At 73.7% G+C, this 19,999-nt stretch carries 22 protein-coding genes; 13 read left to right on the top strand and 9 right to left on the bottom strand.

Annotated features, from left to right (window positions below; translation table 11 throughout):
• Nucleotides 1-92: 92 nt before the first annotated feature.
• A complete protein-coding gene (locus tag AC07BF_RS18270; RefSeq protein ID WP_363581462.1) occupies nt 93-323 on the top strand; it encodes a hypothetical protein in 231 nt (76 codons plus the stop codon).
• A gap of 30 nt (nt 324-353) precedes the next feature.
• Nucleotides 354-1,682 (top strand): amidase, encoded by a 1,329-nt coding sequence (locus AC07BF_RS18265; protein WP_478333590.1) that lies wholly within the window; start codon nt 354-356, stop codon nt 1,680-1,682.
• A 7-nt stretch (nt 1,683-1,689) separates the two neighbouring features.
• Here AC07BF_RS18265 and AC07BF_RS18260 read toward each other — a convergent pair whose 3' ends face one another.
• Nucleotides 1,690-2,331, bottom strand: a complete 642-nt coding sequence (locus tag AC07BF_RS18260) for a TetR/AcrR family transcriptional regulator (protein ID WP_363581458.1) — start codon at nt 2,329-2,331, stop codon at nt 1,690-1,692.
• Between the two features lie 174 nt (nt 2,332-2,505).
• Here AC07BF_RS18260 and AC07BF_RS18255 point away from each other — a divergent pair, with 174 nt between their 5' ends.
• The 3 genes from AC07BF_RS18255 to AC07BF_RS18245 all read left to right on the top strand — a co-directional run bounded on the left by AC07BF_RS18255 (nt 2,506) and on the right by AC07BF_RS18245 (nt 5,167).
• A complete protein-coding gene (locus AC07BF_RS18255; protein WP_363581456.1) occupies nt 2,506-3,372 on the top strand; it encodes an alpha/beta hydrolase in 867 nt (288 codons plus the stop codon).
• A complete protein-coding gene (locus AC07BF_RS18250; protein ID WP_363581454.1) occupies nt 3,369-3,989 on the top strand; it encodes a TIGR03086 family metal-binding protein in 621 nt (206 codons plus the stop codon). Before AC07BF_RS18255 ends, AC07BF_RS18250 begins: the two co-directional genes overlap by 4 nt.
• Before the next feature lie 356 nt (nt 3,990-4,345).
• Entirely contained in the window at nt 4,346-5,167 is an 822-nt protein-coding gene (locus AC07BF_RS18245; protein WP_363581452.1) for a protein phosphatase 2C domain-containing protein, read from the top strand.
• 87 nt (nt 5,168-5,254) lie between these two features.
• Here the strand turns inward: AC07BF_RS18245 and AC07BF_RS18240 are convergent, their stop codons facing one another.
• Both AC07BF_RS18240 and AC07BF_RS18235 read right to left on the bottom strand, forming a co-directional pair.
• On the bottom strand, nt 5,255-6,205 hold the full coding sequence (locus tag AC07BF_RS18240; RefSeq protein WP_400327410.1) for a pirin family protein: 951 nt from the start codon (nt 6,203-6,205) through the stop codon (nt 5,255-5,257).
• 126 nt (nt 6,206-6,331) lie between these two features.
• A complete protein-coding gene (locus AC07BF_RS18235; protein ID WP_063348360.1) occupies nt 6,332-6,835 on the bottom strand; it encodes an SseB family protein in 504 nt (167 codons plus the stop codon).
• Nucleotides 6,836-7,049: 214 nt separating this feature from the next.
• On the opposite strand from AC07BF_RS18235, the gene AC07BF_RS18230 reads away from it, so the two are divergent.
• Together AC07BF_RS18230 and AC07BF_RS18225 are read left to right on the top strand one after the other, a co-directional pair.
• Nucleotides 7,050-8,879, top strand: a complete 1,830-nt coding sequence (locus AC07BF_RS18230) for an acyl-CoA dehydrogenase (RefSeq protein ID WP_478333589.1) — start codon at nt 7,050-7,052, stop codon at nt 8,877-8,879.
• Nucleotides 8,880-9,278: 399 nt separating this feature from the next.
• Nucleotides 9,279-10,589 (top strand): M18 family aminopeptidase, encoded by a 1,311-nt coding sequence (locus AC07BF_RS18225; protein WP_363581446.1) that lies wholly within the window; start codon nt 9,279-9,281, stop codon nt 10,587-10,589.
• Nucleotides 10,590-10,655: 66 nt separating this feature from the next.
• Here the strand turns inward: AC07BF_RS18225 and AC07BF_RS18220 are convergent, their stop codons facing one another.
• Nucleotides 10,656-12,485: an NHL domain-containing thioredoxin family protein gene (locus AC07BF_RS18220; RefSeq protein WP_400804461.1), complete on the bottom strand. Its 1,830-nt coding sequence runs from the start codon at nt 12,483-12,485 to the stop codon at nt 10,656-10,658.
• Nucleotides 12,486-12,608: 123 nt separating this feature from the next.
• Between AC07BF_RS18220 and AC07BF_RS18215 the strand changes: the two genes are divergently transcribed.
• On the top strand, nt 12,609-12,866 hold the full coding sequence (locus AC07BF_RS18215) for a hypothetical protein (protein ID WP_363621201.1): 258 nt from the start codon (nt 12,609-12,611) through the stop codon (nt 12,864-12,866).
• 22 nt (nt 12,867-12,888) lie between these two features.
• On the opposite strand, the gene AC07BF_RS18210 is transcribed toward AC07BF_RS18215, so the two are convergent.
• Complete coding sequence (locus AC07BF_RS18210; RefSeq protein ID WP_363581440.1) at nt 12,889-13,398, bottom strand: GNAT family N-acetyltransferase; 510 nt, start codon at nt 13,396-13,398, stop codon at nt 12,889-12,891.
• Nucleotides 13,399-13,489: 91 nt separating this feature from the next.
• On the opposite strand from AC07BF_RS18210, the gene AC07BF_RS18205 reads away from it, so the two are divergent.
• The 3 genes from AC07BF_RS18205 (at nt 13,490) to AC07BF_RS18195 (ending at nt 15,230) form a co-directional block, all read left to right on the top strand.
• The gene (locus tag AC07BF_RS18205; protein ID WP_363581438.1) at nt 13,490-13,978 is read left to right on the top strand and encodes an LURP-one-related/scramblase family protein; all 489 of its coding nucleotides are present in this window, start codon (nt 13,490-13,492) and stop codon (nt 13,976-13,978) included.
• 121 nt (nt 13,979-14,099) lie between these two features.
• Entirely contained in the window at nt 14,100-14,522 is a 423-nt protein-coding gene (locus AC07BF_RS18200) for a DUF350 domain-containing protein (protein ID WP_363581436.1), read from the top strand.
• A gap of 138 nt (nt 14,523-14,660) precedes the next feature.
• Nucleotides 14,661-15,230, top strand: coding sequence for a GNAT family N-acetyltransferase (locus AC07BF_RS18195; protein ID WP_478333588.1), 570 nt, complete (start codon nt 14,661-14,663; stop codon nt 15,228-15,230).
• A 75-nt stretch (nt 15,231-15,305) separates the two neighbouring features.
• Here AC07BF_RS18195 and AC07BF_RS18190 read toward each other — a convergent pair whose 3' ends face one another.
• The 3 genes from AC07BF_RS18190 to AC07BF_RS18180 are packed head-to-tail and all read right to left on the bottom strand — an operon-like array spanning nt 15,306 to nt 17,097.
• Entirely contained in the window at nt 15,306-15,710 is a 405-nt protein-coding gene (locus AC07BF_RS18190; RefSeq protein ID WP_363581432.1) for a PIN domain-containing protein, read from the bottom strand.
• Nucleotides 15,707-15,982, bottom strand: coding sequence for a type II toxin-antitoxin system Phd/YefM family antitoxin (locus AC07BF_RS18185; protein WP_363621209.1), 276 nt, complete (start codon nt 15,980-15,982; stop codon nt 15,707-15,709). Before AC07BF_RS18185 ends, AC07BF_RS18190 begins: the two co-directional genes overlap by 4 nt.
• 59 nt (nt 15,983-16,041) lie before the next feature.
• Nucleotides 16,042-17,097 (bottom strand): aldo/keto reductase, encoded by a 1,056-nt coding sequence (locus AC07BF_RS18180; protein WP_363581429.1) that lies wholly within the window; start codon nt 17,095-17,097, stop codon nt 16,042-16,044.
• A 225-nt stretch (nt 17,098-17,322) separates the two neighbouring features.
• Between AC07BF_RS18180 and AC07BF_RS18175 the strand changes: the two genes are divergently transcribed.
• Both AC07BF_RS18175 and AC07BF_RS18170 read left to right on the top strand, forming a co-directional pair.
• Nucleotides 17,323-18,321 carry an NAD(P)/FAD-dependent oxidoreductase gene (locus AC07BF_RS18175; protein ID WP_478333587.1) on the top strand — a complete coding sequence of 333 codons (999 nt, stop codon included), beginning with the start codon at nt 17,323-17,325 and terminating at the stop codon, nt 18,319-18,321.
• A 112-nt stretch (nt 18,322-18,433) separates the two neighbouring features.
• The gene (locus AC07BF_RS18170; protein WP_363581425.1) at nt 18,434-19,342 is read left to right on the top strand and encodes a class I SAM-dependent methyltransferase; all 909 of its coding nucleotides are present in this window, start codon (nt 18,434-18,436) and stop codon (nt 19,340-19,342) included.
• A gap of 59 nt (nt 19,343-19,401) precedes the next feature.
• Here the strand turns inward: AC07BF_RS18170 and AC07BF_RS18165 are convergent, their stop codons facing one another.
• On the bottom strand, nt 19,402-19,713 hold the full coding sequence (locus AC07BF_RS18165) for an ArsR/SmtB family transcription factor (RefSeq protein WP_063348348.1): 312 nt from the start codon (nt 19,711-19,713) through the stop codon (nt 19,402-19,404).
• Nucleotides 19,714-19,999 lie beyond the last annotated feature (286 nt).

Raw genomic sequence — 19,999 nt, 5'->3', positions numbered from 1 at the left:
CGATCGGATTTGGCGCTAAGTGATCGATGCTGCCCAGCACGCCTGTTCGGCCACCGGTTGCCGGGGTGGCCGGAGGGCCGGACGATGGCCGCATGAAGCACCAGATGCGAGCCGAGTACGGGTCCGGGGGTGCGACCGGCGGGGTGCGGTTGTGGCACATGGTCCGGGGGGCGGAGAGCGTGGCGATGTGCGGCCGGGAGCTCGACCCGGGCGCGCAGGTGCGGGAGCCGGTGGACTGGGGCAAGACGCCGGAGCTGTGCTGCCACACCTGCGGGGCGTACTACCTGCGCGAGACGCCGTACCTGTCGGCCGAACACCAGTAGCGCGCCAACGGGTGGTCTACCGTGATCGGCATGGAGCAACCCCTCGCCCGGCCAAGGTCGTTGACCCGTGAGGCCGCCGGGCTGCGGTCCGGCGTACCGGGCCTGTCCGAGCACGTCGACCGGTTCTGCGGGCTGGTCGAGCGGGTGGATCCGTTGATCCACGCGTTCGTCCCGGAGCCGGGGCGGCACGAGCGGCTGCGCGCGCAGGCGCGGGCGCTGGCCGCGCGGTACCCCGAGCCGGCCGGGCGGCCGCCGCTGTACGGGGTGACGGTGGGGGTCAAGGACATCGTGCACGTGGACGGGCTGCCCACGCACGGCGGTTCGGCGCTGCCGCCGGGGGTCCTGGCGGGGCCGCAGGCCGTGGTGGTGGACCGGCTGCGGGCGGCCGGGGCGCTGGTCGCCGGCAAGACGGTGACCGCCGAGTTCGCGGCGAGCGCGCCAGGACCGACCCGCAACCCGCACCATCCCGGGCACACCCCGGGCGGCTCCAGCAGCGGGTCGGCGGCGGCGGTCGCGGCGGGGCTGGTGCCGCTGGCGGTCGGCACCCAGACGGTGGGATCGGTGATCCGGCCGGCCGCGTACTGCGGGGTGGTGGGCTTCCGGCCCACGTACGGGCGGATCCCGATGGCCGGGGTGATCCCGAACGCGCCGAGCTTCGACACCCTGGGGGTGTTCACGGCCGACCTGGCCGGGGCGGCCCTGGCGGCTGCACTGCTCTGCGACGACTGGCGGGGCGACGACTGGCGCGGCGGGCCGGCGGCCGGGGGCCGGCCGGTGCTCGGGGTCCCGGACGGCGCGTACCTGGAGCGGGCCGAGCCGGCGGCGCTGCGCGTCTTCGAGGAGAGCCTGGAGCGCCTGGCGCAGGCCGGCCTGACGGTGCGCCGGGTGCCGCTGTTCCCGGACTTCGCCGGGATCACCCGGCAATTGCAGACGATCAACCGCTTCGAGCTGGCCCGCGGCCACGCCGACTGGTTCGCCCGGTTCGGCGGCCTGTACCGGTCGGAGACGGCGGCGAGCATCCGGGTCGGCCAGGGCGTCGCGGCAGAGGACCGGGCGGCCGCGCTCCAGGCCCGGGAGCGGTTGCGCGAGCGGGTCGCCCGGGCGACCGCCGAGGTCGGAGTGGACCTGTGGCTGGCGCCGTCGGCGACCGGCGGGGCGCCGGAGGGCCTGCACACCACCGGGGACGCGGTGATGTCGCTGCCGTGGAGCTACCTGGGCCTGCCCGCGCTGAGCCTGCCGGCCGGACGGACGGCGGAGGGGTTGCCGCTGGGCCTCCAGGTGGTGGGCGCGGCGGGCGGCGACGAGCGGCTGCTGGCCCAGGCGGCTTTCCTGGAAGGGGCGCTGGGCGGAAAAGCCTAGGAGCCTGCTAGGCGAGCGCCGGGTCGGCCGGGTCGGTGGCCTCGGCGCGCAGCAGGCGCAGCAGGAGGCGGCCGGCCCGCTGGTAGGGGGTGTCCTCGTCGTGCAGCACGGCCTGCGAGTTGGCCGTCTCCAGGAGGGCGATCAGGGCGAAGGCGAGGTCGTCGAGGTCGGTGCCGGGCCGCAGGCCGCCGGTGGCGCGGGCCTCGGCGAGGGCGTCGGCGATCACCTGGCGCCACTCGCGGGCGCAGTCGGCGAGGGCGTCCCGGACGGCGCCGGGGCGGGCGTCGAACTCGGCGGTGACCTCGTAGAAGAAGCAGCCGCCGGGGAAGACCCGGGCCCGGGAGTAGGCGAGCCAGCTCTCGCAGAGGGCGCGGGCCCGGGCGAGGCCGGGCGGGGTGTCGGCGACCGGGGCGACGACGGCGTCGGCGAAGATGCGGCGGGCGGCGCGGACGGTGGCGAGCTGGAGCTCCTCCTTGGAGCCGAAGCCGGCGAACACGCCGCTCTTGCTGAGCCCGAGGTCGGTGGCGAGGCGACCGATGGAGAGCGCGCCGAGGCCTTCGACGGAGGCGATCGCGACGGCGCGGTGCAGCACCGCCCGGCGGGTCTCCTCGCCGCGCAGGACCCGTCCGTCCGTGGTCGATCCGGCCATCGGCCACCTCAGTTCTCGTCGTCGCCGTCGCCGTCGCGGTGCGTGCCGCCAGGGTAGCCCGGGGGCGGGCGGCGGACTTCCCGCCCATGAAACTGCACGAACGGTCGTGCTAATATCCGGGCCCAGTACGGCCCCGCACCCCGGCACGCCCGTCCGCACCGACAGGGAGACCGCATGGACCCGGCCCTCGCACTGGTTCGCACCGCCCTCAACACCACCTCGCACCTGGCGCCCCGGCTGGCCGGCCGCGCCGCGTACGAGCTGTTCCAGCGTCCGCTGCGGCGCAGCGCCGTCCGCCCCGCCGAGCGGGAGACCCACCGGCAGGCCGCCGTCGAGCGGATCACCGTGAACGGCAAGGACGTCGTCGTCTACCGCTGGGGCGACGGCGCCCGGCCGGTGCTGCTGATGCACGGCTGGCGCTCCCGCGCCTCGCGCTTCGCCCCCTACGTGCCCCGGCTGCGCGCGCTCGGGCTGAGCCCGGTCGCCTTCGACGCGCCAGGCCACGGCGACTCCGGCGGCCGGGCCACCACGGTGCTGGAGTACCGCGCCATCGCCGGGCAGCTCCAGGACGGCTACGGCGGGTTCGAGGCGATCGTGGCGCACTCGCTGGGTGTGGCCGGGGCGTTCCTGGCGCTGCGCGAGGGGGTCCGGGCCGGGCGGCTGGTCGCGCTCGCCGGGGTCAGCGAATTCGCCTACCTGCCGGGCGCGTTCTGCGCCGGGCTCGGCCTCGGCCCGGTGATCGAGCGGGACCTGCGGCACCGGATCGAGCACGAGCTGTTCGCCGGCACCGAGGACCCGTGGCGGCGCTTCGATGCCGCGCACCGGCCCGAGGAGGTGTCGCCGCCGATCCTGGTGGCGCACGACGAGGGCGACGACGTGGTCGGAATATCGCACGCGCGGCGCCTGAAAGCCGCGTACGGTGACCGGCTGGAACTACTGGTCACCCGAGGGCTCGGCCACCGCCGGATCGTCGCCGAGCCCACCGTCATCGACAACGCGATCGGCTTCCTGTCGGCCGGTCAGGAGGTTAGCGCCGCATGAGCCGTGCCGGAGAGCTCGTCGAACTGCACGCCCGGTCCCTGGAGTTGGCCGCCGAAGTGGTGGACGGTCTGCGGTCGGACCAGCTGGAGCTGCCGAGCCCGTGCGCGGGCTGGACGCTGCGCCGGCTGATGGAGCACATCGTCGGCCAGCACCAGGGCTTCGCCGCGGCCGCCCGCGGCGCCGGGCCCGACCTCGCGCTCTGGGCCGACGCCCCGGTCGGCGACGACCCGGCGGGCGCCTTCCGCCGCACGGGCGCCGAGCTCACCGAGGCGTTCCGCGAGGCCGTGGCGGCCGGGCGCGAGGTCTGGCTGCCGGAGATCCAGCACGGCGGCCCCTTCCCGCTGGCGCACGCGGTCGGCTTCCACCTGCTCGACACCCTGGTGCACGGCTGGGACGTCGCGGCCGCGCTCGGTGTCCAGGCCCCGTTCACCGCCGTCGTGGACGGCGACGAGGCGCTGGCGGCGACCCTGCTGGCGGTCGCCGGGGCCGTCCCGGCCGCGCCGGAGAACCGGGTGCCGGGCAAGGCGTTCGCGCCGCGCCTCGAACCGGGTGCGGCGGGCGGCCGGTTCGACCGCGCGCTGGCCCTGCTCGGGCGTGACCCGGCCTGGAAGGCCTGAAGCTTTCGGGTGCGGGCGGGCGCAGGCCTGGCGTCAGGCGTGCCGGCCGCCGCGCTGTTCGTCGGGGAAGCGCGGCCCGCCGATCAGGAAGAGCAGCGCGGCGGTCGGAAAGCCGGTCGAGGCGGCCACTAGCACGATGAACTCCCAGAACATCTCCTGCTCCTCGTCAGTCCCGGGCCGCCCGGACACCCGAAGGTGATCCCAAACCTGACAGGCCCTGATTGGCCGAATTGTCCGGTCGCTATTCGACGGTATGACCGGATTGCCCCGGCTGCCACCGGGCGGCGGGGACCGGCCCGCGCCACACCGGCGCAGGGGTCTGGGCGCGGGCCGGGGGCGGCGGCCACACTGTCGGGATGCAGCTACAGCTCGCAGGGGAAGCACGGCGGCCGGACCGCGAGAGCGAGGACTTCGCGGCGGCCTCGCCGGAGGCGCTGGTACTGCTGGACGGTGCGAGTTCGCCGGCCGGCCTGGAGTCCGGGTGCCGGCACGGAACCGCCTGGTACGTCCGCCGGTTGGGCGTGCACCTGCTCGCCCGGCTCACCGACCGGGTGGACCGCTCGATCGCCGAGTGCCTGGCCGACGCCATCGTGGAGACGGCCGCGCTGCACGGCGGCCGCTGCGACCTGGGCCACCCCAACACCCCCGCGGCCATGGTGGTGGCGGCTCGCCGGCACGGCGAGTCGCTGGAGTACCTGGTGCTCGGCGACTCGCTGCTGGTGCTGGAGTACAAGGACGGACCGCCGAAGGTGATCGGGGACAACCAGCGCTTCCCCGGTGGGGAGGAACTGCGCCGGCAGGTCTGGGCGACCGTCCCCGGCTCGGCCGAGCGGGCCGCGCTGCACCTGGAGTACGCGCTGGCCGTCCGGTCCGCCCGCAACCGGGGCAACGGTCCGTGGATCGCCGCGGCCAGCCCGAAGGCGGCCGGGCACGCGGAGACCGGCTTCGTCCGGCTGGAGCGGCTGCACGCGCTGGCCGCGCTCACCGACGGCGCCTCGCGCTTCACCGAGCGCTTCGGGCTGGGGAGTTGGGCGGACGCGCTGCGGCTGCTCGCCGAGTCCGGTCCGGGCGAACTGATCGCGCAGGTCCGCGAGGTCGAGCGGGCGGACGCCGCCTGCGAGCGCTGGCCGCGCGGCAAGGCGCACGACGACGCCTCGGCCGTCTACGCGCTGCTGTAGCGCGTAGACGGCCGAGGCGCCGGGGGCGGTGCGGTCACCGAGCTGGTGCCGTCACCGAGGGCGGTGCGGCCGCCCGGGATGGTGCCGTCAGTCGATCGGGTGGCCGAACCGGCCGGACTGGAAGTCCCGCATGGCCTGCTCCAGTTCGCGGTGGCTGTTCATCACGAACGGCCCGTACCAGGCGACCGGTTCGCGGATCGGCTGCCCGCCGAGCAGGATCACGTCCAGGTTGGGGTGGCGGGAGTCCTGCTTGGGGTCGGCGGTGATGGTGATGGTGTCGCCCTCGCCGAACACGGCCGCCTGCCCGGTGTGGACCGGGCGGCCCTCGGCGCCGACGGTGCCGTCGCCGTTGAGGACGTAGGCGAGAGCGTTGAAGTCCGGCCGCCACGGCAGGGTGACCTGCGCGCCCGGGGTGATGCTGGCGTGCAGCAGGGTTATCGGCGTGTGGGTGACGCCCGGGCCCCGGTGGCCGTCCAGCTCGCCCGCGATCAGCCGCAGGACCGCGCCGCCGTCCGGGGTGGAGAGCAGCTTGACGTGGCCGCCGTGGATGTCCTGGTAGCGCGGGGCGGCCATCTTGTCGGAGGCCGGGAGGTTGACCCACAGCTGGATGCCGTGGAACAGGCCGCCGGTGGCCACCAGCGACTCCGGCGGGGTCTCGATGTGCAGGATGCCCGAGCCGGCCGTCATCCACTGGGTGTCGCCGCCGCCGAGGTGGCCGCCGCCGCCGTGCGAGTCCTTGTGGATGAACTCGCCGTCGATCAGGTAGGTGACCGTCTCGAAGCCGCGGTGCGGGTGCCAGGGCGTGCCCTTGGGCTCGCCGGCGGCGTACTCCACCTCGCCCATCTGGTCCATCATGATGAACGGGTCGAGGTACTTGGTGTTGATCTTGGCGAAGGCGCGGCGGACCGGGAAGCCCTCGCCTTCGAAGCCCTCGGGTGCGGTCGCGACGGTGAGGACCGGCCGGGCGCTGGTGGCGGCGGGGTCCGGGGTGGCGACGCGCGGCAGGGTCAGCGGGTTGTCGACGGTCACGGCGGGCATGTCGGCCTCCTTCGGGGGGTTCCTCTGGCCTACGTCCACGAGGTTAGTTCAATTCTCAACAACAAGCAAGTTGAAAGTTGAACCATATGGCGACGAAGGAGCGCGGGGCTCCTCCTCCAGGATGGGTCAGCCGTACATGCGGCGCATGGTGAAGTCGACCATCTGCTCGACCGCCTTGGCGTCGAACACCATCCGGTGCTCGCCCTCCATGTCCAGCGCGAAGCCGTAGCCGGTCGGCAGCAGGTCCAGGACCTCGGCGCCGGTGACGGTGAAGTGCTTGGAGTCCTTGCCGGCGTAGCGGCGCAGCTCCTTCAGCGAGCTGAACATCGGGATCACCGGCGTCGGCGTGTTGTGCAGCGCCAGGAAGCCGGGCCGCTCGCCGCGCGGGCAGTGCACCTTCGAGGTGATGAAGATGGCCTGGAAGTCCTCGACCGCCATCGAGCCCGTGGTGAACGCCCGGACGGCGTCCGCCAGCGACGGCGGGGAGGGTTCGGGGTAGAGGGACTGCTGGGACGCCTGCGACTGCGCGCCGTAGGCGTCGGGGCCGGGCATGCCGTTCATGCCCGGCTGCGGACCCGCCTGCTGCTGGTAGGGGTCGCCCGGGTATGCGTTCTGGTCATATCCGTACACACGGACAGGCTATCGGGAGCGCACCCGCCCGTGCGGGCGTCGATCCTGACAAGGACTGGTCGTCCCGACTTGTGGGACGTGACCACGTTCATAGCGGATTCACCGCCAGGGGCTTGCCCAAGTTACCGCTGGGTAGCATCATGATGCGTACTGGTGGGTACGGGGCGCCCGAACGCGGCGGTCTCCCGGAAGCGACGAACCGGAGAAAACGGCCATGGGTCACTACAAGTCCAACCTGCGGGACGTGGAGTTCAACCTCTTCGAGGTGTTCGGTCGCGAGCAGGTCTACGGCTCCGGACCGTTCGCGGACATGGACGTCGAGACCGCGAAGAACATCCTGAGCGAGATCTCGCGCCTCGCCGAGAACGACCTCGCCGCGTCCTTCACCGACACCGACCGCAACCCGCCGGTCTTCGACCCCGAGACCAACACCGCGCCGGTCCCGGCCACCTTCAAGAAGAGCTACCAGACCTACATGGACGCCGAGTGGTGGCGTCTGGGCATCCCGGAGGCGATCGGCGGCCAGGTCACCCCGTCCTCCCTGATCTGGGCCTACGCCGAGCAGGTCCTGGGCTCCAACCCGGCCATCTGGATGTACTCCTCCGGCCCCGCCTTCGCCGGCGTCGTCCACGACGAGGGCACCGAGGAGCAGAAGAAGGTCGCCCAGCGGATGACCGACCGCCTCTGGGGCGCCACCATGGTCCTCACCGAGCCCGACGCGGGCTCGGACGTGGGCGCCGGCCGCACCAAGGCGATCAAGCAGGAGGACGGCTCCTGGCACATCGAGGGTGTGAAGCGCTTCATCACCTCGGGCGAGCACGACATGTCCGAGAACATCATCCACCTGGTGCTGGCCCGCCCCGAGGGCGGCAAGCCCGGCACCAAGGGCCTGGGCCTGTACATCGTCCCCAAGTTCGACTTCGACTGGGAGACGGGCGAGCTGGGCGAGCGCAACGGCGCCTACGCCACCAACGTCGAGCACAAGATGGGCCTCAAGGCCTCGAACACCTGCGAGATGACCTTCGGCGCCAAGCACCCGGCCAAGGGCTGGCTGCTCGGCGAGAAGGTCGACGGCATCCGCCAGATGTTCAAGATCATCGAGTTCGCCCGGATGATGGTCGGCACGAAGGCCATCGCCACCCTCTCCACCGGCTACCTGAACGCCCTGGAGTACGCCAAGGAGCGCGTGCAGGGCGCCGACATCTCGCAGTTCCTGGACAAGACCGCCCCCCGCGTCACCATCACCCACCACCCGGACGTGCGCCGCTCGCTGCTCACCCAGAAGGCCTACGCCGAGGGCATGCGCGCGCTGGTCCTGTTCACCGCGTCCGTCCAGGACGACATGGTGGCCGCCGGCCTGCGCGGCGAGCGCGACGAGGCCGCCGAGCGCCTCAACGACCTGCTGCTGCCGATCGTCAAGGGCTACGGCTCCGAGAAGTCCTACGAGCAGCTCGCCCAGTCCCTGCAGACCTTCGGTGGCTCCGGCTACCTGCAGGAGTACCCGATCGAGCAGTACATCCGGGACGCCAAGATCGACACCCTCTACGAGGGCACCACCGCGATCCAGGGCCAGGACTTCTTCTTCCGCAAGATCGTCAAGGACGGCGGCCAGGCGCTCACCGCGCTGTCCGAGCAGATCCAGAAGTTCCTCGGCGCGGCCGAGGGCGGCGACGCCCTGGCCGCCGAGCGCGAGCTGCTCGCCAAGGCCGTCGGTGATCTGGACGCCATCGTGGGCAAGCTGCTGGCCGACCTCACCTCGGTCGAGCAGGACGTCAAGAACATGTACAAGGTGGGCCTCAACACCACCCGCCTGCTGCTCGTCTCCGGCGACGTCGTCGTCGGCTGGCTGCTGCTGCGTCAGGCCGCGGTGGCGCTGGCCAAGCTGGAGGCCGGCGCCTCGGAGAAGGACGTCCCGTTCTACCAGGGCAAGGTCGCGGCGGCCCGCTTCTTCGCCAAGAACGTCCTGCCGACCGTCGCCCCGCAGCGGCTGATCGCCGAGGGCATCGACAACGAGATCATGGACCTGGCGGAGGAGGCCTTCTGAGGCCCTCGCCCCACCCGTCACCCGCCGCGGTGCCCCCAGGGGTGCCGCGAGGGGCGTGACACCTCTCCGACCGCCTGACAGCACCCTCACGTCGAAGGGCCCGGCTCCCGCCGGGCCCTTCGACGTTGCGGCCCGTCCGCCCCGCACCCGTCGCCGAGTTCGCCCGTTTCGCACCCGTTGTTCGGGGGCCTCAGGCGCCGGGCCCGGCATGGCGATGACCGTCCGCGACCGGCGCGGATCTCTGGGTGTACGGAGTTCGGCAAGGCGTCACTTCACGGTTGTGTCCTCGTTCTGCATCCGTTGGGAGGTTCCGAATTCCCTGTCCGTGTACGGGCATATGCTCAAGGTGCGAAGCCGACTCCCCATCCGGCTTCAGCCCTCCCTCGACTCAGGAGCAGTATGTCGACCGCCGCCGCCCGCCAGGCATTCTTCGACCGGACGCACAGCGACGATCTGATCGCGTTCCTCGGCACCTCGCCGTCCCCGTACCACGCGGTCGCGAGCGCCGCCGAGCGGCTGGAGAAGGCAGGCTTCCGGCAGGTCGCCGAGACCGACGTCTGGGACGGCGCCGCCGGCGGCCGTTACCTGATCCGGGGCGGCGCCCTGATCGCCTGGTACCTGCCGGAGAGCGCCCGCCCCGAGACCCCGTTCCGGGTGGTCGGTACCCACACCGACTCGCCGAACCTGCGGGTCAAGCCGGTGCCGGACACCGGCTCGGCCGGCTGGCGCCAGGTCGCCGTGGAGATCTACGGCGGTGTCCCGCTGAACACCTGGCTGGACCGTGACCTCGGGCTCTCCGGCCGCCTCGCGCTGAAGGACGGCAGCTCGCGGCTCGTCCAGCTGGACGAGCCGCTGCTGCGGGTGCCGCAGCTCGCGATCCACCTGGACCGCCAGGTCAACGACGGCATGAAGCTCGACAAGCAGCGCCACCTCACCCCGATCTGGGGCCTCGGCCCGGTCGACGAGGGCTCGCTGATCTCGTACGTCGCCGAGCGCGCGGGAGTGGACGCCGCCGACGTGGCCGGCTGGGACCTGATGACGCACGATGTCCAGCCGGCCGCCTACCTGGGCCGCGACCGCGAGCTGCTGGCCGGCCCGCGCCTGGACAACCTGCTGTCCGTCCACGCCGCCACCGCCGCGCTGGCCGCCGTCGCCTCCGCCGAGGACGCCGCCGACCTGCCGTACATCCCGGTGCTGGCCGCCTTCGACCACGAGGAGACCGGCAGCGAGTCGGACACCGGCGCGCAGAGCCCGCTGCTCGGCAACGTCCTCGACCGCACCGTCCACGCGCGCGGCGGCACCCCGGAGGACCGCGCCCGGGCGCTGGCCGGGACGATCTGCCTCTCCTCGGACATGGGCCACGCCGTCCACCCGAACTACGCCGAGCGGCACGAGCCGGGCCACCACCCGCTGCCGAACGGCGGGCCGATCCTCAAGGTCAACGTCAACAACCGCTACGCGACCGACGGCGTCGGCCGGGCGGTGTTCGCGGCCGCCTGCGAGAAGGCCGGCGTGCCGTGGCAGTCCTTCGTGTCCAACAACGCGATGCCCTGCGGCACCACCATCGGCCCGATCACCGCGGCGCGCCTCGGCATCAAGACGGTGGACTGCGGCATCGCGGCGCTGTCCATGCACTCGGCGCGCGAACTGTGCGGCGCCGAGGACCCGTACCTGCTGGCCAGCGCGATCAAGGCGTTCCTGGAGGGCTGATCCCCCCTCAACGGCGAAGGGGCCCGGCGGAGTGCGCTCCGCCGGGCCCCTTCCACGCCGGACGGGCTACTCCAGGCCGGCGAGCACCAGCGGCAGCCGGCGCGCGCCGTCGGCGACCAGCTTCACCGGCACGCCCCAGTCCTGCTGGTGCACGTGGCAGGCCGGGAACTCGATCTCCGGATCGTCGTCGCAGGACGCGGCCATCGCCGAGACGTGCAGCACGCCCTCGGCGACCTCCTCGGAGAGGACCAGCTCGCGCGACAGGTCGCTGTCCGCGCCCGCTCCGGAGACCAGCAGCTCGGGCGGGGTCGCGCTGACCAGCAGCCGGGTGGACGGGCCGTACCGCTCGTCCAGCTTCTGGCCGCTCGGCGCTGAGAACACCACGTCCAGCCGGAGCGCGCCCGGCGCGACCTCGGTGGCCGCCCGCCGGGTGCGGTGCGCGACCGACTCGACCCGCACCGCCTCCTCCGGCAGCCGCAGCCTGGTCAGCCGGTGCCGGGCCGACTCGACGACCACGATGTCCCCGTCCACCAGGACCGCGCCGGACGGCTCGCGCAGGTCGGTGGCCAGCGTGGTGACCTCGCCGCTCGCCGGGTCGAAGCGGCGCAGCGCGTGGTTGTAGGTGTCGCTGACCGCCACCGAGCCGTCCGGCAGCACGGTGACGCCCAGCGGGTGCTGGAGCAGCGCCTGCGCGGCCGGGCCGTCCCGGTGGCCGAAGTCGAAGAGGCCGGTGCCGACGGCGGTGTGGACCGTCCCGGTTCCACGTGCCCCCTCCGATCGGCTGAGCCAACGGATCGAGGAGGTCTCCGAGTCGGCCACCCACAGCCGCTCGCCGTCCGCCGAGACCGCCAGACCGGACGGCTGGGCGAACCAGGCCTCACCGACGGGCCCGTCCACCAGGCCCTCGTTGGTGGTGCCGGCCGCGACGCCGACCGTGTCGGCGGCCGGGTCGTACGCCCACAGCTGGTGCACGCCGGCCATCGCGATCCACACCCGGCCGTCGAACCAGGCGACGTCCCAGGGCGAGGAGAGGTCCACCTCGCGGGCCGGGCCCTCGGTCGCCGAACCCTGCCACCACTGGCGGCCGGTGCCCGCCAGCGTGGTCACGGAGCCGTCCGCCAGCCGCACCCCGCGCAGCGCGTGGTTGACGGTGTCGGCCACGATCACGTCGTAGTCCGAGCCCTCCGGCAGCAGTGCCAGCCCCTGCGGCTCGCTGAACCGGGGGCTGGTGCCGTCCACCAGGCCGCGCTGCCCGTCGCCGATCCGGCGGATCACCGTCTCGCCGTCCTCGGCCAGCTCCACCAGCGAGTGGTGGCCGGAGTCGGCGACCAGGAAGTGCCCGTCGGGCAGCCGGACCGCCTTGCCCGGGAACTTGAGGTCCCCCGCAGTCGGCTCCGGCGCCACGTACGGGCCGTCGCCGCGGCGCAGCGTGCCCTTCGCCGCGTGCTCGGCCTCCAACTCCTCCACCAGCCGCGCGATCGCGTGCGCGTGGCCCTCGCCCGCGTGCTGGGCGACCACGTACCCCTCCGGGTCGATCACCACCAGCGTCGGCCAGGCCCGCACGGCGTACTGCTTCCACGTCGCCAGCGCCGGATCGTCCAGCACCGGGTGGTGCACCTCGTACCGGGCGACCGCGTCCACCACGGCCTGGTGGTCCGCCTCGTGCACGAACTTCGGCGAGTGCACCCCGACGATCACCACGGTGTCCCGGTGCTTCTCCTCCAACTCCCGCAGCTCGTCCAGGACGTGCAGACAGTTGATGCAGCAGAACGTCCAGAAGTCCAGGACGGTGATCTTGCCCCGGAAGTCGGCGAGCGTCAGCTCCTTGCCACCGGTGTTCAGCCAACCGCCTGCCCCGACCAGTTCGGGGGCGCGTACACGTGCACGAGATGCCATGCCTGTATCCAACCGCATCGTGGTCGGGCGGCATTCCGGGGCGGCGGTCGTGGTGGGGGCGCGGTTGGGGGTGGTGGGCGTGTCGGCGGGGTGGGGGCCGGGGGTCGTGCTGTCGTTGGCCGCATGATCACCTCACCCCTGCTCCGGTCGGCCCTGACGGTCGCGACCGCTGTCCTGCTCGCCACCGGTGCCGGCGCCGCCTCGGCGGCGGCGGCCGCCCGGCCCGGTCCGCGTGACGTCACCGCGGAGCAGTGCCAGGACGCCGGGGGGTGGGTGGAGGGCTCCGGGTACTGCGTGGGGGCCGAGGGCGACGACGACTGGGGGCAGCCGATCGACGGGCAGGCCATCAACCCGCATCCGGCGCCGGGCGAGGAGGACTGAGGGCGCCAGGGCCGGGTCCGGGTCAGGGCCGGGGGAGCTCCGCCTGCCAGCGGGTCTCGCCGTCCTGCTGCTCGCCGGTGGGGGTGAGGCCGAGGGCCCGGGCGACGGCGGCGGAGGCGTGGTGGTCGGGGTGGATGTGGGCGGTGACGGTGCTGACGCCGGTGGCGGCGAGGTGGGAGAGCAGGGCGCGGGCGGCCTCGGTGGCCAGGCCGCGGCCCTGCCAGGGGGTGCCGACCACCCAGGCGAGCTCGGCGGCCCCGGGGCGGACGGTGGTCTGGACGTAGCCGGTGAGGCGGCCGTCGGCGCGCAGCCGCAGCGCCCAGTTGCCCCAGGTCTCGGCGGGGTCGGGGGAGCCGGCGGCGAGCCGGGCGTAGCGGACGCGCAGGTCGTCGGCGGTGGCCGGGGAGCCGCCGGTGAAGGCGTGCAGGGCGGGGTCGGCGAGGGCGGCGGCCAGCTCCTCGGCGTGCTCGGGGCCGATCGGGAGGAGGTCGAGGCGCTCGCTGTGCAGCGGGGCGGCGGGGTGGGGACGCATGCCGCCATTGAACGCCCGTGTGTGGCGGTGCTTCCCGGCGGGTGGGGGGATCGGGTCGAATGGGGGTCACGTCGACACGGAGGAGGCCGCTGTGCGGTACCTGGTCAGGGAGAAGCTGTTCGCGGTCGGAGACGACTACTGGATCGAGGACGACCGGGGCCACAAGGCGTACCTGGTGGACGGCAAGGTGTTGCGGCTGCGGCACACCTTCGAGCTGAAGGACGCGCACGGGCGGGTGGTCGCGGTGGTGAAGGAGAAGGCGTTCACCGTCCGCGACGCGATGAAGATCGAGGACGCCGACGGCGAGGTGATCGCGACCGTCCGGGAGAAGCTGTTCACCCCGTTCCGCGACAAGTACCTGGTGGAGCTGGCGTCCGGCGGCGAGCTGAAGATCCACGGCAACCTGATCGACAAGGACTACCGGATCGAGAACCACCACGGCGACGACCTCGCCCGGATCTCCCGCAAGTGGTTCCGGATCCGGGACACCTACGGCGTGGAGATCGCCGACGGCGCCGACACCGGCCTGCTGCTCGCGATCGCCGCCTGCGTCGACCACCTGGTGCACGAGGAGCACTGATCCCCACTGACGTCAGGGGTCCTGCTTCCCCGGTCCGCCGCCCGCCCCGGTGGGGTATCTTTTGCCAACCCTTGACCAGGCCGGTCGGGGATCGGCGAGCGGACCGGGGGCTGGGACCACGATGAACGACATCCTGCACGGGCTCGGCGCGGCAGCGGCCTACGGAGCCCTCGGGGTGGTGCTGCTGCTCCTCGGCGTCGGCCTGGTGGACCTGTTGACGCCCGGCAGGCTCGGCCACCAGATCTGGGTCGAGCGCAACCGCAACGCCGCCGTGCTGCTCAGCTCCGCGCTGCTGGGCATCGGCGGCATCGTCTTCACCGCGATCATGTACACCTACGCGGACTTCGCCAAGGGCCTGGTCTCGACCGCCTGCTACGGCCTGCTCGGGCTGGTGCTGATGGCCGTCGCCTTCTGGGCGGTGGACCTGCTGACGCCCGGCAGGCTCGGCGCGATCCTGGTCGAGCCGGAGCCGCACCCGGCGGTCTGGGTCTCGGCCAGCTGCAACATCGCGGTCGCGGCGGTGGTGTCGGCCGCGATCGCCTGACGGTCCGCCCGAGCGCCTGGGCGCGCCCGGCCGCGTTCGGCTGATGGAGCGTCGGCCGACGGTCGGCGGTGGCGGTGAGGATCCGACCGGGGTCGCCGACCTGCTGCGGCGGTGGGGCCCGGCCGGTAACGTACCGGCATGGCTGACCTTGAAGAACGCGCCAACGTCGTCGCGTCCGGCTCGCGGCAGGCCGGGGCAGGGGTGTCCGTCCGACGGCGCCGCGTCACCGACCTCGCCGACTGCGTCCGGGTGCTCGGCGACGTCCACGCCACCGACGGCTACCCCGCCGACTGGCCCGACCGCCCCGTCGCCTGGCTCACCCCCGGGGGCCTGCTCGCCGCCTGGGTCGCCGAACTGGACGGCCGCCCGGCCGGCCACGTGGGCCTCTCCCGCAGTGCCCCCGGCGACGTCGCCCCCGGTCTGTGGAGCCGCCGCACCGGCGGCCGCCCGGAACTCACCGCCGTGATCGGCCGGCTCTACGTCGCCCCCACGGCGCGCGGCCACCGGATCGGCGCACAGCTGGTGGCGTCCGCCGTGGCGCACGCGCGGGCGCTCGGCCTCCACCCCGTCCTCGACGTCCTCGCCACCGCGGCCCCGGCGAACGCCTGCTACCGCCGCCTCGGCTGGACCTGGCTCGGCAGTGGCGAACAGCAGTGGGCCGCCGACCGCACGGTCGTGGTCCACTGCTTCGCCGCCCCGAGGGAGTAGCCGGCTCCCCGCGGGCGGCTGGTGGCGGCGACCCGTCCGGAAGTGGCGGCGGCACCACTGGAGCGGGGCCGTTCGTCACACGGGGATGACGTCGACGCCCTGCTCCAGGCCGACGAAGTCGCCCGCGTTCCGCGTGTAGAGCGGCAGGCCGTGGGCGGCCGCGGTCGCCGCGATCATCAGGTCCATGCGGCGGGGGCGGGGGTCCCGCCTGGCCTGGATCGTGAGGGCGACCAGGGTGCCGAACCGCCGAGCTGCCTCGCGGTCGAAGGGGAGGGCGGCGAACTCCGCCTCCACGTCCGCGAGTCGCTGGGCCCTGGCCATCATCTGCACCGGGTCCTTGGCCATGGCGACGCCCTGGGCGAGTTCGGCCAGCACGATGGACGACAGCGCGGCATCGGCCGGCAGGAGCTGTGGATCGATCTGCGGCAGATCGATCACGACGCAGGTGTCGAGCAGTCCGCGTCGGCGTCGCTCGGTCACTTCCGCTCCCACGGGTCGTCGCCGCCGATCCGGTCCTCATCGCCGTAGAAGGCGTCGGCTTCCGCGCGCATCTGCGTCGCGTCGACCGCCGGCGCGTTCCGCCACTTTCGCTGGAGTTCCTCGACGGGGACGAATCGGCGGCGACTGCTGATCGGCCGGACTTCGGCGATCTCGGTGCCGTTGCGAGTGATGTGGTAGATCTCGCCGGCTTCGACATCGTCGAGCACGGCCTTGGACCGCGCTGCGAGTTCGCGCTGCGTGATGGTCTTCATGGGGCAAGTGTATCGCGCCGTAATGCACCGTGTCGCACTGGCGGGGGAGACCGGTTCGGCTATCCGGCCGGTCGGTCCGTGGTGGGGCGGCGGCGGAGGGCGGGGGTGGTGACGGACGGGGGCTGCCAGACGCCGTCGGGGTGGTAGACGTCGGTGCCGGGCGGGACGATGGCGTCGATGCGGTCCAGGGTGGCGTCGTCGAGGACCAGGTCGGCGCCCTTGAGGGCAGCCTCCAGCTGGTCGTGGGTGCGCGGGCCGAGGATCACCGAGGTGACAGCGGGGTGCGCCAGCGGGAAGGCCACGGCCAGTTCGGGGAGGGTGCGGCCGAGATCCCCGGCGAGGGCGGTGAAGGCCTCGACGGCCTCCAGCTTGGCCGCGGTGGTGGGCAGCGTCGGGTCGAAGCGGCCCGGGTTGATGGTCGGGCGGCCGGTGGTCAGGTCGGCCGGGCGGTCCTTGCGGTAGCGGCCGGTGAGGAAGCCGGAGGCGAGCGGGCCCCAGGTCAGTGCGCCCATGCCGAGCCGCTGGACGACGGGCAGCACGTCGCGCTCCACGCCGCGGGCGAGCAGCGAGTACGGCGGCTGCTCGGTGCGGAAGCGCGGCAGGGCGCGGCGCTCGGCGACGTGGTGCGCGTCGACGATCTGTTCGGCGGGGAAGGTGGAGCAGCCGAAGGCGCGGATCTTGCCGGAGCGGACGAGGTCGCCGAGGACGGACAGGGTCTCCTCGACGTCGGTGGTGTGGTCCGGCCGGTGGATCTGGTAGAGGTCGATCCGGTCGGTGCGCAGCCGGCGCAGGCTGTCCTCGACCGCCCGGAGGATCCAGCGCCGGGAGTTGCCGCCGCGGCCGCGGCCCTCGCCCATCGGGAAGTGCCCCTTGGTGGCGAGCACGATCTCGTCGCGGTCGCCGCGGGCGGCCAGCGTCCTGCCGACGATCTCCTCGGACTCGCCGGCCGAGTACATGTCGGCGGTGTCCACGAAGTTGATGCCCCGGTCGAGCGCGGTGTTGATGATCCGGGCGCAGTCGTCGTGGTCGGGGTTGCCGACGGAGCCGAGCATCATCGTGCCGAGGCAGTAGGTGCTCACTTCGATGCCGGTGCCGCCGAGGACGCGGTATCGCATGGTGCTGCTCCCCCTGGTGGTGGGTCGGTGGTGCGTCAGAGGCTAGGAGTTGGAGTGCACTCCATGGCAAGGGTCGGTCCGGATCCCCGTCCACCGGGGGGAGTCCGGGCCCGTGGCGCGGAGCGGGCGGGCGGTGGCCGGTCGGGGTGCATCGTTTGCGGAAACGGCAACAAAGCTTGCCGATACGGCCGGTCCGGTCGCAGCCTGGCGGTGGAGGTGAGCGCCATGGGCGACACGATGAGGACGGCAGGGCCGACGGCCCCCCGGGACGACTACGACGCGGTGGTGGTCGGCGCGGGTGCGGCCGGGCTGAGCGCCGCGCTGGTGCTGGGCCGGGCCCGGCGCCGGGTGGCGGTGGTGGACGCGGGCCAGCCGCGCAACGCCCCCGCCGCCCACATGCACGGGTACCTGAGCCGGGACGGCATGCCCCCGGCGGCGCTGCTGGAGGTCGGCCGGGCGGAGGTCGCCGGCTACGGGGTCGACCTGATCGACGCCCGGGCCGACCACGTCGAGGTCGTCGCGGACGCCGAAGGCGCGGGGACGGGCTTCGCCGTCCACCTGGCGGGCGGCCCCGTGCTGCACGCACGCCGGGTGGTCGTCGCCACGGGTCTGCGCGACGGGCTCCCGGAACTCCCGGGCCTGCTCGAACGCTGGGGCCGCGACGTGCTGCACTGCCCGTACTGCCACGGCTACGAGGTCCGCGACCGCCCGCTCGGCGTGCTCGGTACCGGCCCGGGCGCGGTCGACCAGGCGCTGCTGCTCCGGCAGTGGTCCGCGGACGTCGTCCTGATCACGCACACCCTCACGCCGACCGGGGCCGAGCGGGAGCGGCTCGCCGCCCGCGGCGTCCGGGTCGTCGAAGGCCGGATCACCCAGCTGGTGACGGACGCCGACCGGCTGCGCGGCGTGGAACTCGCCGACGGCCGGGTGGTGCCGCGCGAGGCCGTGTTCGTCTTCCCGCAGCCGGTGCCCCGGGACGCGCTGCTGTTCGGCCTGGAATGCGCCCGGGACGAGAACGGCTGGGTCACCACCGACCGGGCCGGCCGCACCAGCGTCCCCGGCGTCTGGGCGGTCGGCAACGTCGCCGACCCGCGGGCGCAGGCCGTCGTCGCCGCCGGGATGGGCGCTGCGGCGGCGTTCGACCTCGACCACGACCTCGTCGCGGAGGAGATCGGACAGGCGGTCGCCGAACACCGCGCGTCCGGCGCCGCCGTTCCCGCCTGAACGGGGGAAGCTCCCCCGGCACCTTCGTCCGGCGTCACCCATCCGCCCGCGTCACCCGTTCGACCGGCGTCACCCGTCCGACCTTCCGTCATCCGCGATCGGAGAACCCACGATGTCCGAACACCAGCACCAGCACCAGCACGGCCAGGGCCACCAGCACGGGCACCACCACGGCGACGTCCCCGCCGCCGACTTCGACTGGGACGCCCTCGCCGCCCACCTGGAGCGGGAGGCCGAACTGCGCGCCCCCGCCATCACCGGGGCCGCGCAGTGGCTGCGGTCCCTGCACGCCGAGCCCGGCGGGGTGCGGCGGGTCCTCGACGTCGGCAGCGGGCCCGGGGTGATCGCCGGACTGCTCGCGGACGCCTTCCCCGAGGCCGAGACGGTCGCCGTCGATCAGTCGGCCGCCCTGCTGGAGCGCGCCCGAGCCCGCTCCGGCGGCCGTCTGAGCACCCAGCAGGCCGACCTGCCCGCCGAGTTCGGCAAGCTCGGCGAGGCCGACCTGATCTGGTCCGGCAACGCGATCCACCACCTCGGCGACCAGCAGGCCGCCCTGACCTCCCTCGCCGCGACGCTCCGGCCCGGCGGCCTGCTGGCCGTCGCCGAACGCGGCCTGCCGCTGCGCTACCTGCCGCGCGACTTCGGCCTCGGCCGGCCCGGCTTCCAGGCCCGGCTCGACGCCGTGCACGAGGACGGCTTCAGCACCATGCGCGCCGAACTGCCCGGCGCCATCGAAGAGGTGGAGGACTGGCCGGCCATGCTCACCCGCTCCGGCCTGACCCCCAGCGGCACCCGCACCTTCCTGATCGACCACCCGGCCCCGCTCGCCCGCCCCGCCCGCGAGCACCTCCACACCCAACTCGCCCGTCTGCGCGACCAGCTCGCCGACAACCTCGCCCCGGAGGACCGCACCACCCTCGACGCCCTCCTCGCCGAGGACACCCCCACCGGCATCCTGAACCGCCCGGACGCCTTCTTCCTCTCGGCCATGACCGTCCACACCGCCCGCAAGGCCGGCTGACGGCCGCAACCGCCCCGGCCGCAGCAGAGGCCTACAGGCAGGGGCCTGCAGGCAGGGGCCTACAGGGTGTGGCCGAGAGCGGTGATGAGGGCGGCGATGCGGGCCTCGTCGCGGCGGTAGTGGGTCCACTTGCCGATGCGGGTGGCGCGGACGAGGCCGGCGCGCTGGAGTTCGGCGAGGTAGGCGGAGACGGTGGACTGGGCGAGGCCGGCCTTGGCCTGGATGTGGCTGACGCAGACGCCGACCTCGCGCGGGTCGGCGACCGCTTCCTCCAGGGGGAAGTGGCGTTCGGGTTCGCGCAACCATGCCAGCAGTTGCAGGCGCGTCGGGTTGGCGATCGCCCGCAGGGCGGTGACCAGGTCAACATCCATGGCTGGAAGCGTACCGGCGTGTGACAGCAGGGCCTCGGCGAGCCGACGCCGGTCAGTGGGGCAGTGCGGTGCCGCCCGGTGGGGTGCCGATGACCTGGACGAACCATCGGTGATGGCGCGTCAGATTTCCCTCGGTGTAAGCCGGGTGGCGGGGGGGGGGGGGGGAGAGGGGGGAGGGGGGGGGGGGGGGGGGGGGGTCGGGCGGGGGGAGGGGGGGGGGGGGGGGGGGGGGTGGGGGGGGGTGGGTGGGGGGAGGGGGGGGGGGGGGGGGGGGGGGGGGGGGTGG

The organism is Kitasatospora sp. NPDC043950, assembly GCF_056435345.1.
The sequence above is the reverse complement of the archived record's forward strand: the minus strand, read 5'-3'. Positions and strand labels throughout refer to the sequence as shown.

What these genes read in the sequence shown, in the direction of transcription:
- AC07BF_RS18165 (WP_063348348.1), bottom strand. Translation starts at nt 19,713, where the DNA reads ATGGATGTTGACCTGGTCACCGCCCTGCGGGCGATCGCCAACCCGACG.
- AC07BF_RS18180 (WP_363581429.1), bottom strand. Translation starts at nt 17,097, where the DNA reads ATGCGATACCGCGTCCTCGGCGGCACCGGCATCGAAGTGAGCACCTAC.
- AC07BF_RS18185 (WP_363621209.1), bottom strand. Translation starts at nt 15,982, where the DNA reads ATGAAGACCATCACGCAGCGCGAACTCGCAGCGCGGTCCAAGGCCGTG.
- AC07BF_RS18230 (WP_478333589.1), top strand. Translation starts at nt 7,050, where the DNA reads ATGGGTCACTACAAGTCCAACCTGCGGGACGTGGAGTTCAACCTCTTC.
- AC07BF_RS18270 (WP_363581462.1), top strand. Translation starts at nt 93, where the DNA reads ATGAAGCACCAGATGCGAGCCGAGTACGGGTCCGGGGGTGCGACCGGC.
- AC07BF_RS18215 (WP_363621201.1), top strand. Translation starts at nt 12,609, where the DNA reads ATGATCACCTCACCCCTGCTCCGGTCGGCCCTGACGGTCGCGACCGCT.
- AC07BF_RS18240 (WP_400327410.1), bottom strand. Translation starts at nt 6,205, where the DNA reads ATGCCCGCCGTGACCGTCGACAACCCGCTGACCCTGCCGCGCGTCGCC.
- AC07BF_RS18195 (WP_478333588.1), top strand. Translation starts at nt 14,661, where the DNA reads ATGGCTGACCTTGAAGAACGCGCCAACGTCGTCGCGTCCGGCTCGCGG.
- AC07BF_RS18225 (WP_363581446.1), top strand. Translation starts at nt 9,279, where the DNA reads ATGTCGACCGCCGCCGCCCGCCAGGCATTCTTCGACCGGACGCACAGC.
- AC07BF_RS18170 (WP_363581425.1), top strand. Translation starts at nt 18,434, where the DNA reads ATGTCCGAACACCAGCACCAGCACCAGCACGGCCAGGGCCACCAGCAC.
- AC07BF_RS18220 (WP_400804461.1), bottom strand. Translation starts at nt 12,485, where the DNA reads ATGGCATCTCGTGCACGTGTACGCGCCCCCGAACTGGTCGGGGCAGGC.
- AC07BF_RS18255 (WP_363581456.1), top strand. Translation starts at nt 2,506, where the DNA reads ATGGACCCGGCCCTCGCACTGGTTCGCACCGCCCTCAACACCACCTCG.
- AC07BF_RS18250 (WP_363581454.1), top strand. Translation starts at nt 3,369, where the DNA reads ATGAGCCGTGCCGGAGAGCTCGTCGAACTGCACGCCCGGTCCCTGGAG.
- AC07BF_RS18245 (WP_363581452.1), top strand. Translation starts at nt 4,346, where the DNA reads ATGCAGCTACAGCTCGCAGGGGAAGCACGGCGGCCGGACCGCGAGAGC.
- AC07BF_RS18210 (WP_363581440.1), bottom strand. Translation starts at nt 13,398, where the DNA reads ATGCGTCCCCACCCCGCCGCCCCGCTGCACAGCGAGCGCCTCGACCTC.
- AC07BF_RS18260 (WP_363581458.1), bottom strand. Translation starts at nt 2,331, where the DNA reads ATGGCCGGATCGACCACGGACGGACGGGTCCTGCGCGGCGAGGAGACC.
- AC07BF_RS18200 (WP_363581436.1), top strand. Translation starts at nt 14,100, where the DNA reads ATGAACGACATCCTGCACGGGCTCGGCGCGGCAGCGGCCTACGGAGCC.
- AC07BF_RS18175 (WP_478333587.1), top strand. Translation starts at nt 17,323, where the DNA reads ATGGGCGACACGATGAGGACGGCAGGGCCGACGGCCCCCCGGGACGAC.
- AC07BF_RS18265 (WP_478333590.1), top strand. Translation starts at nt 354, where the DNA reads ATGGAGCAACCCCTCGCCCGGCCAAGGTCGTTGACCCGTGAGGCCGCC.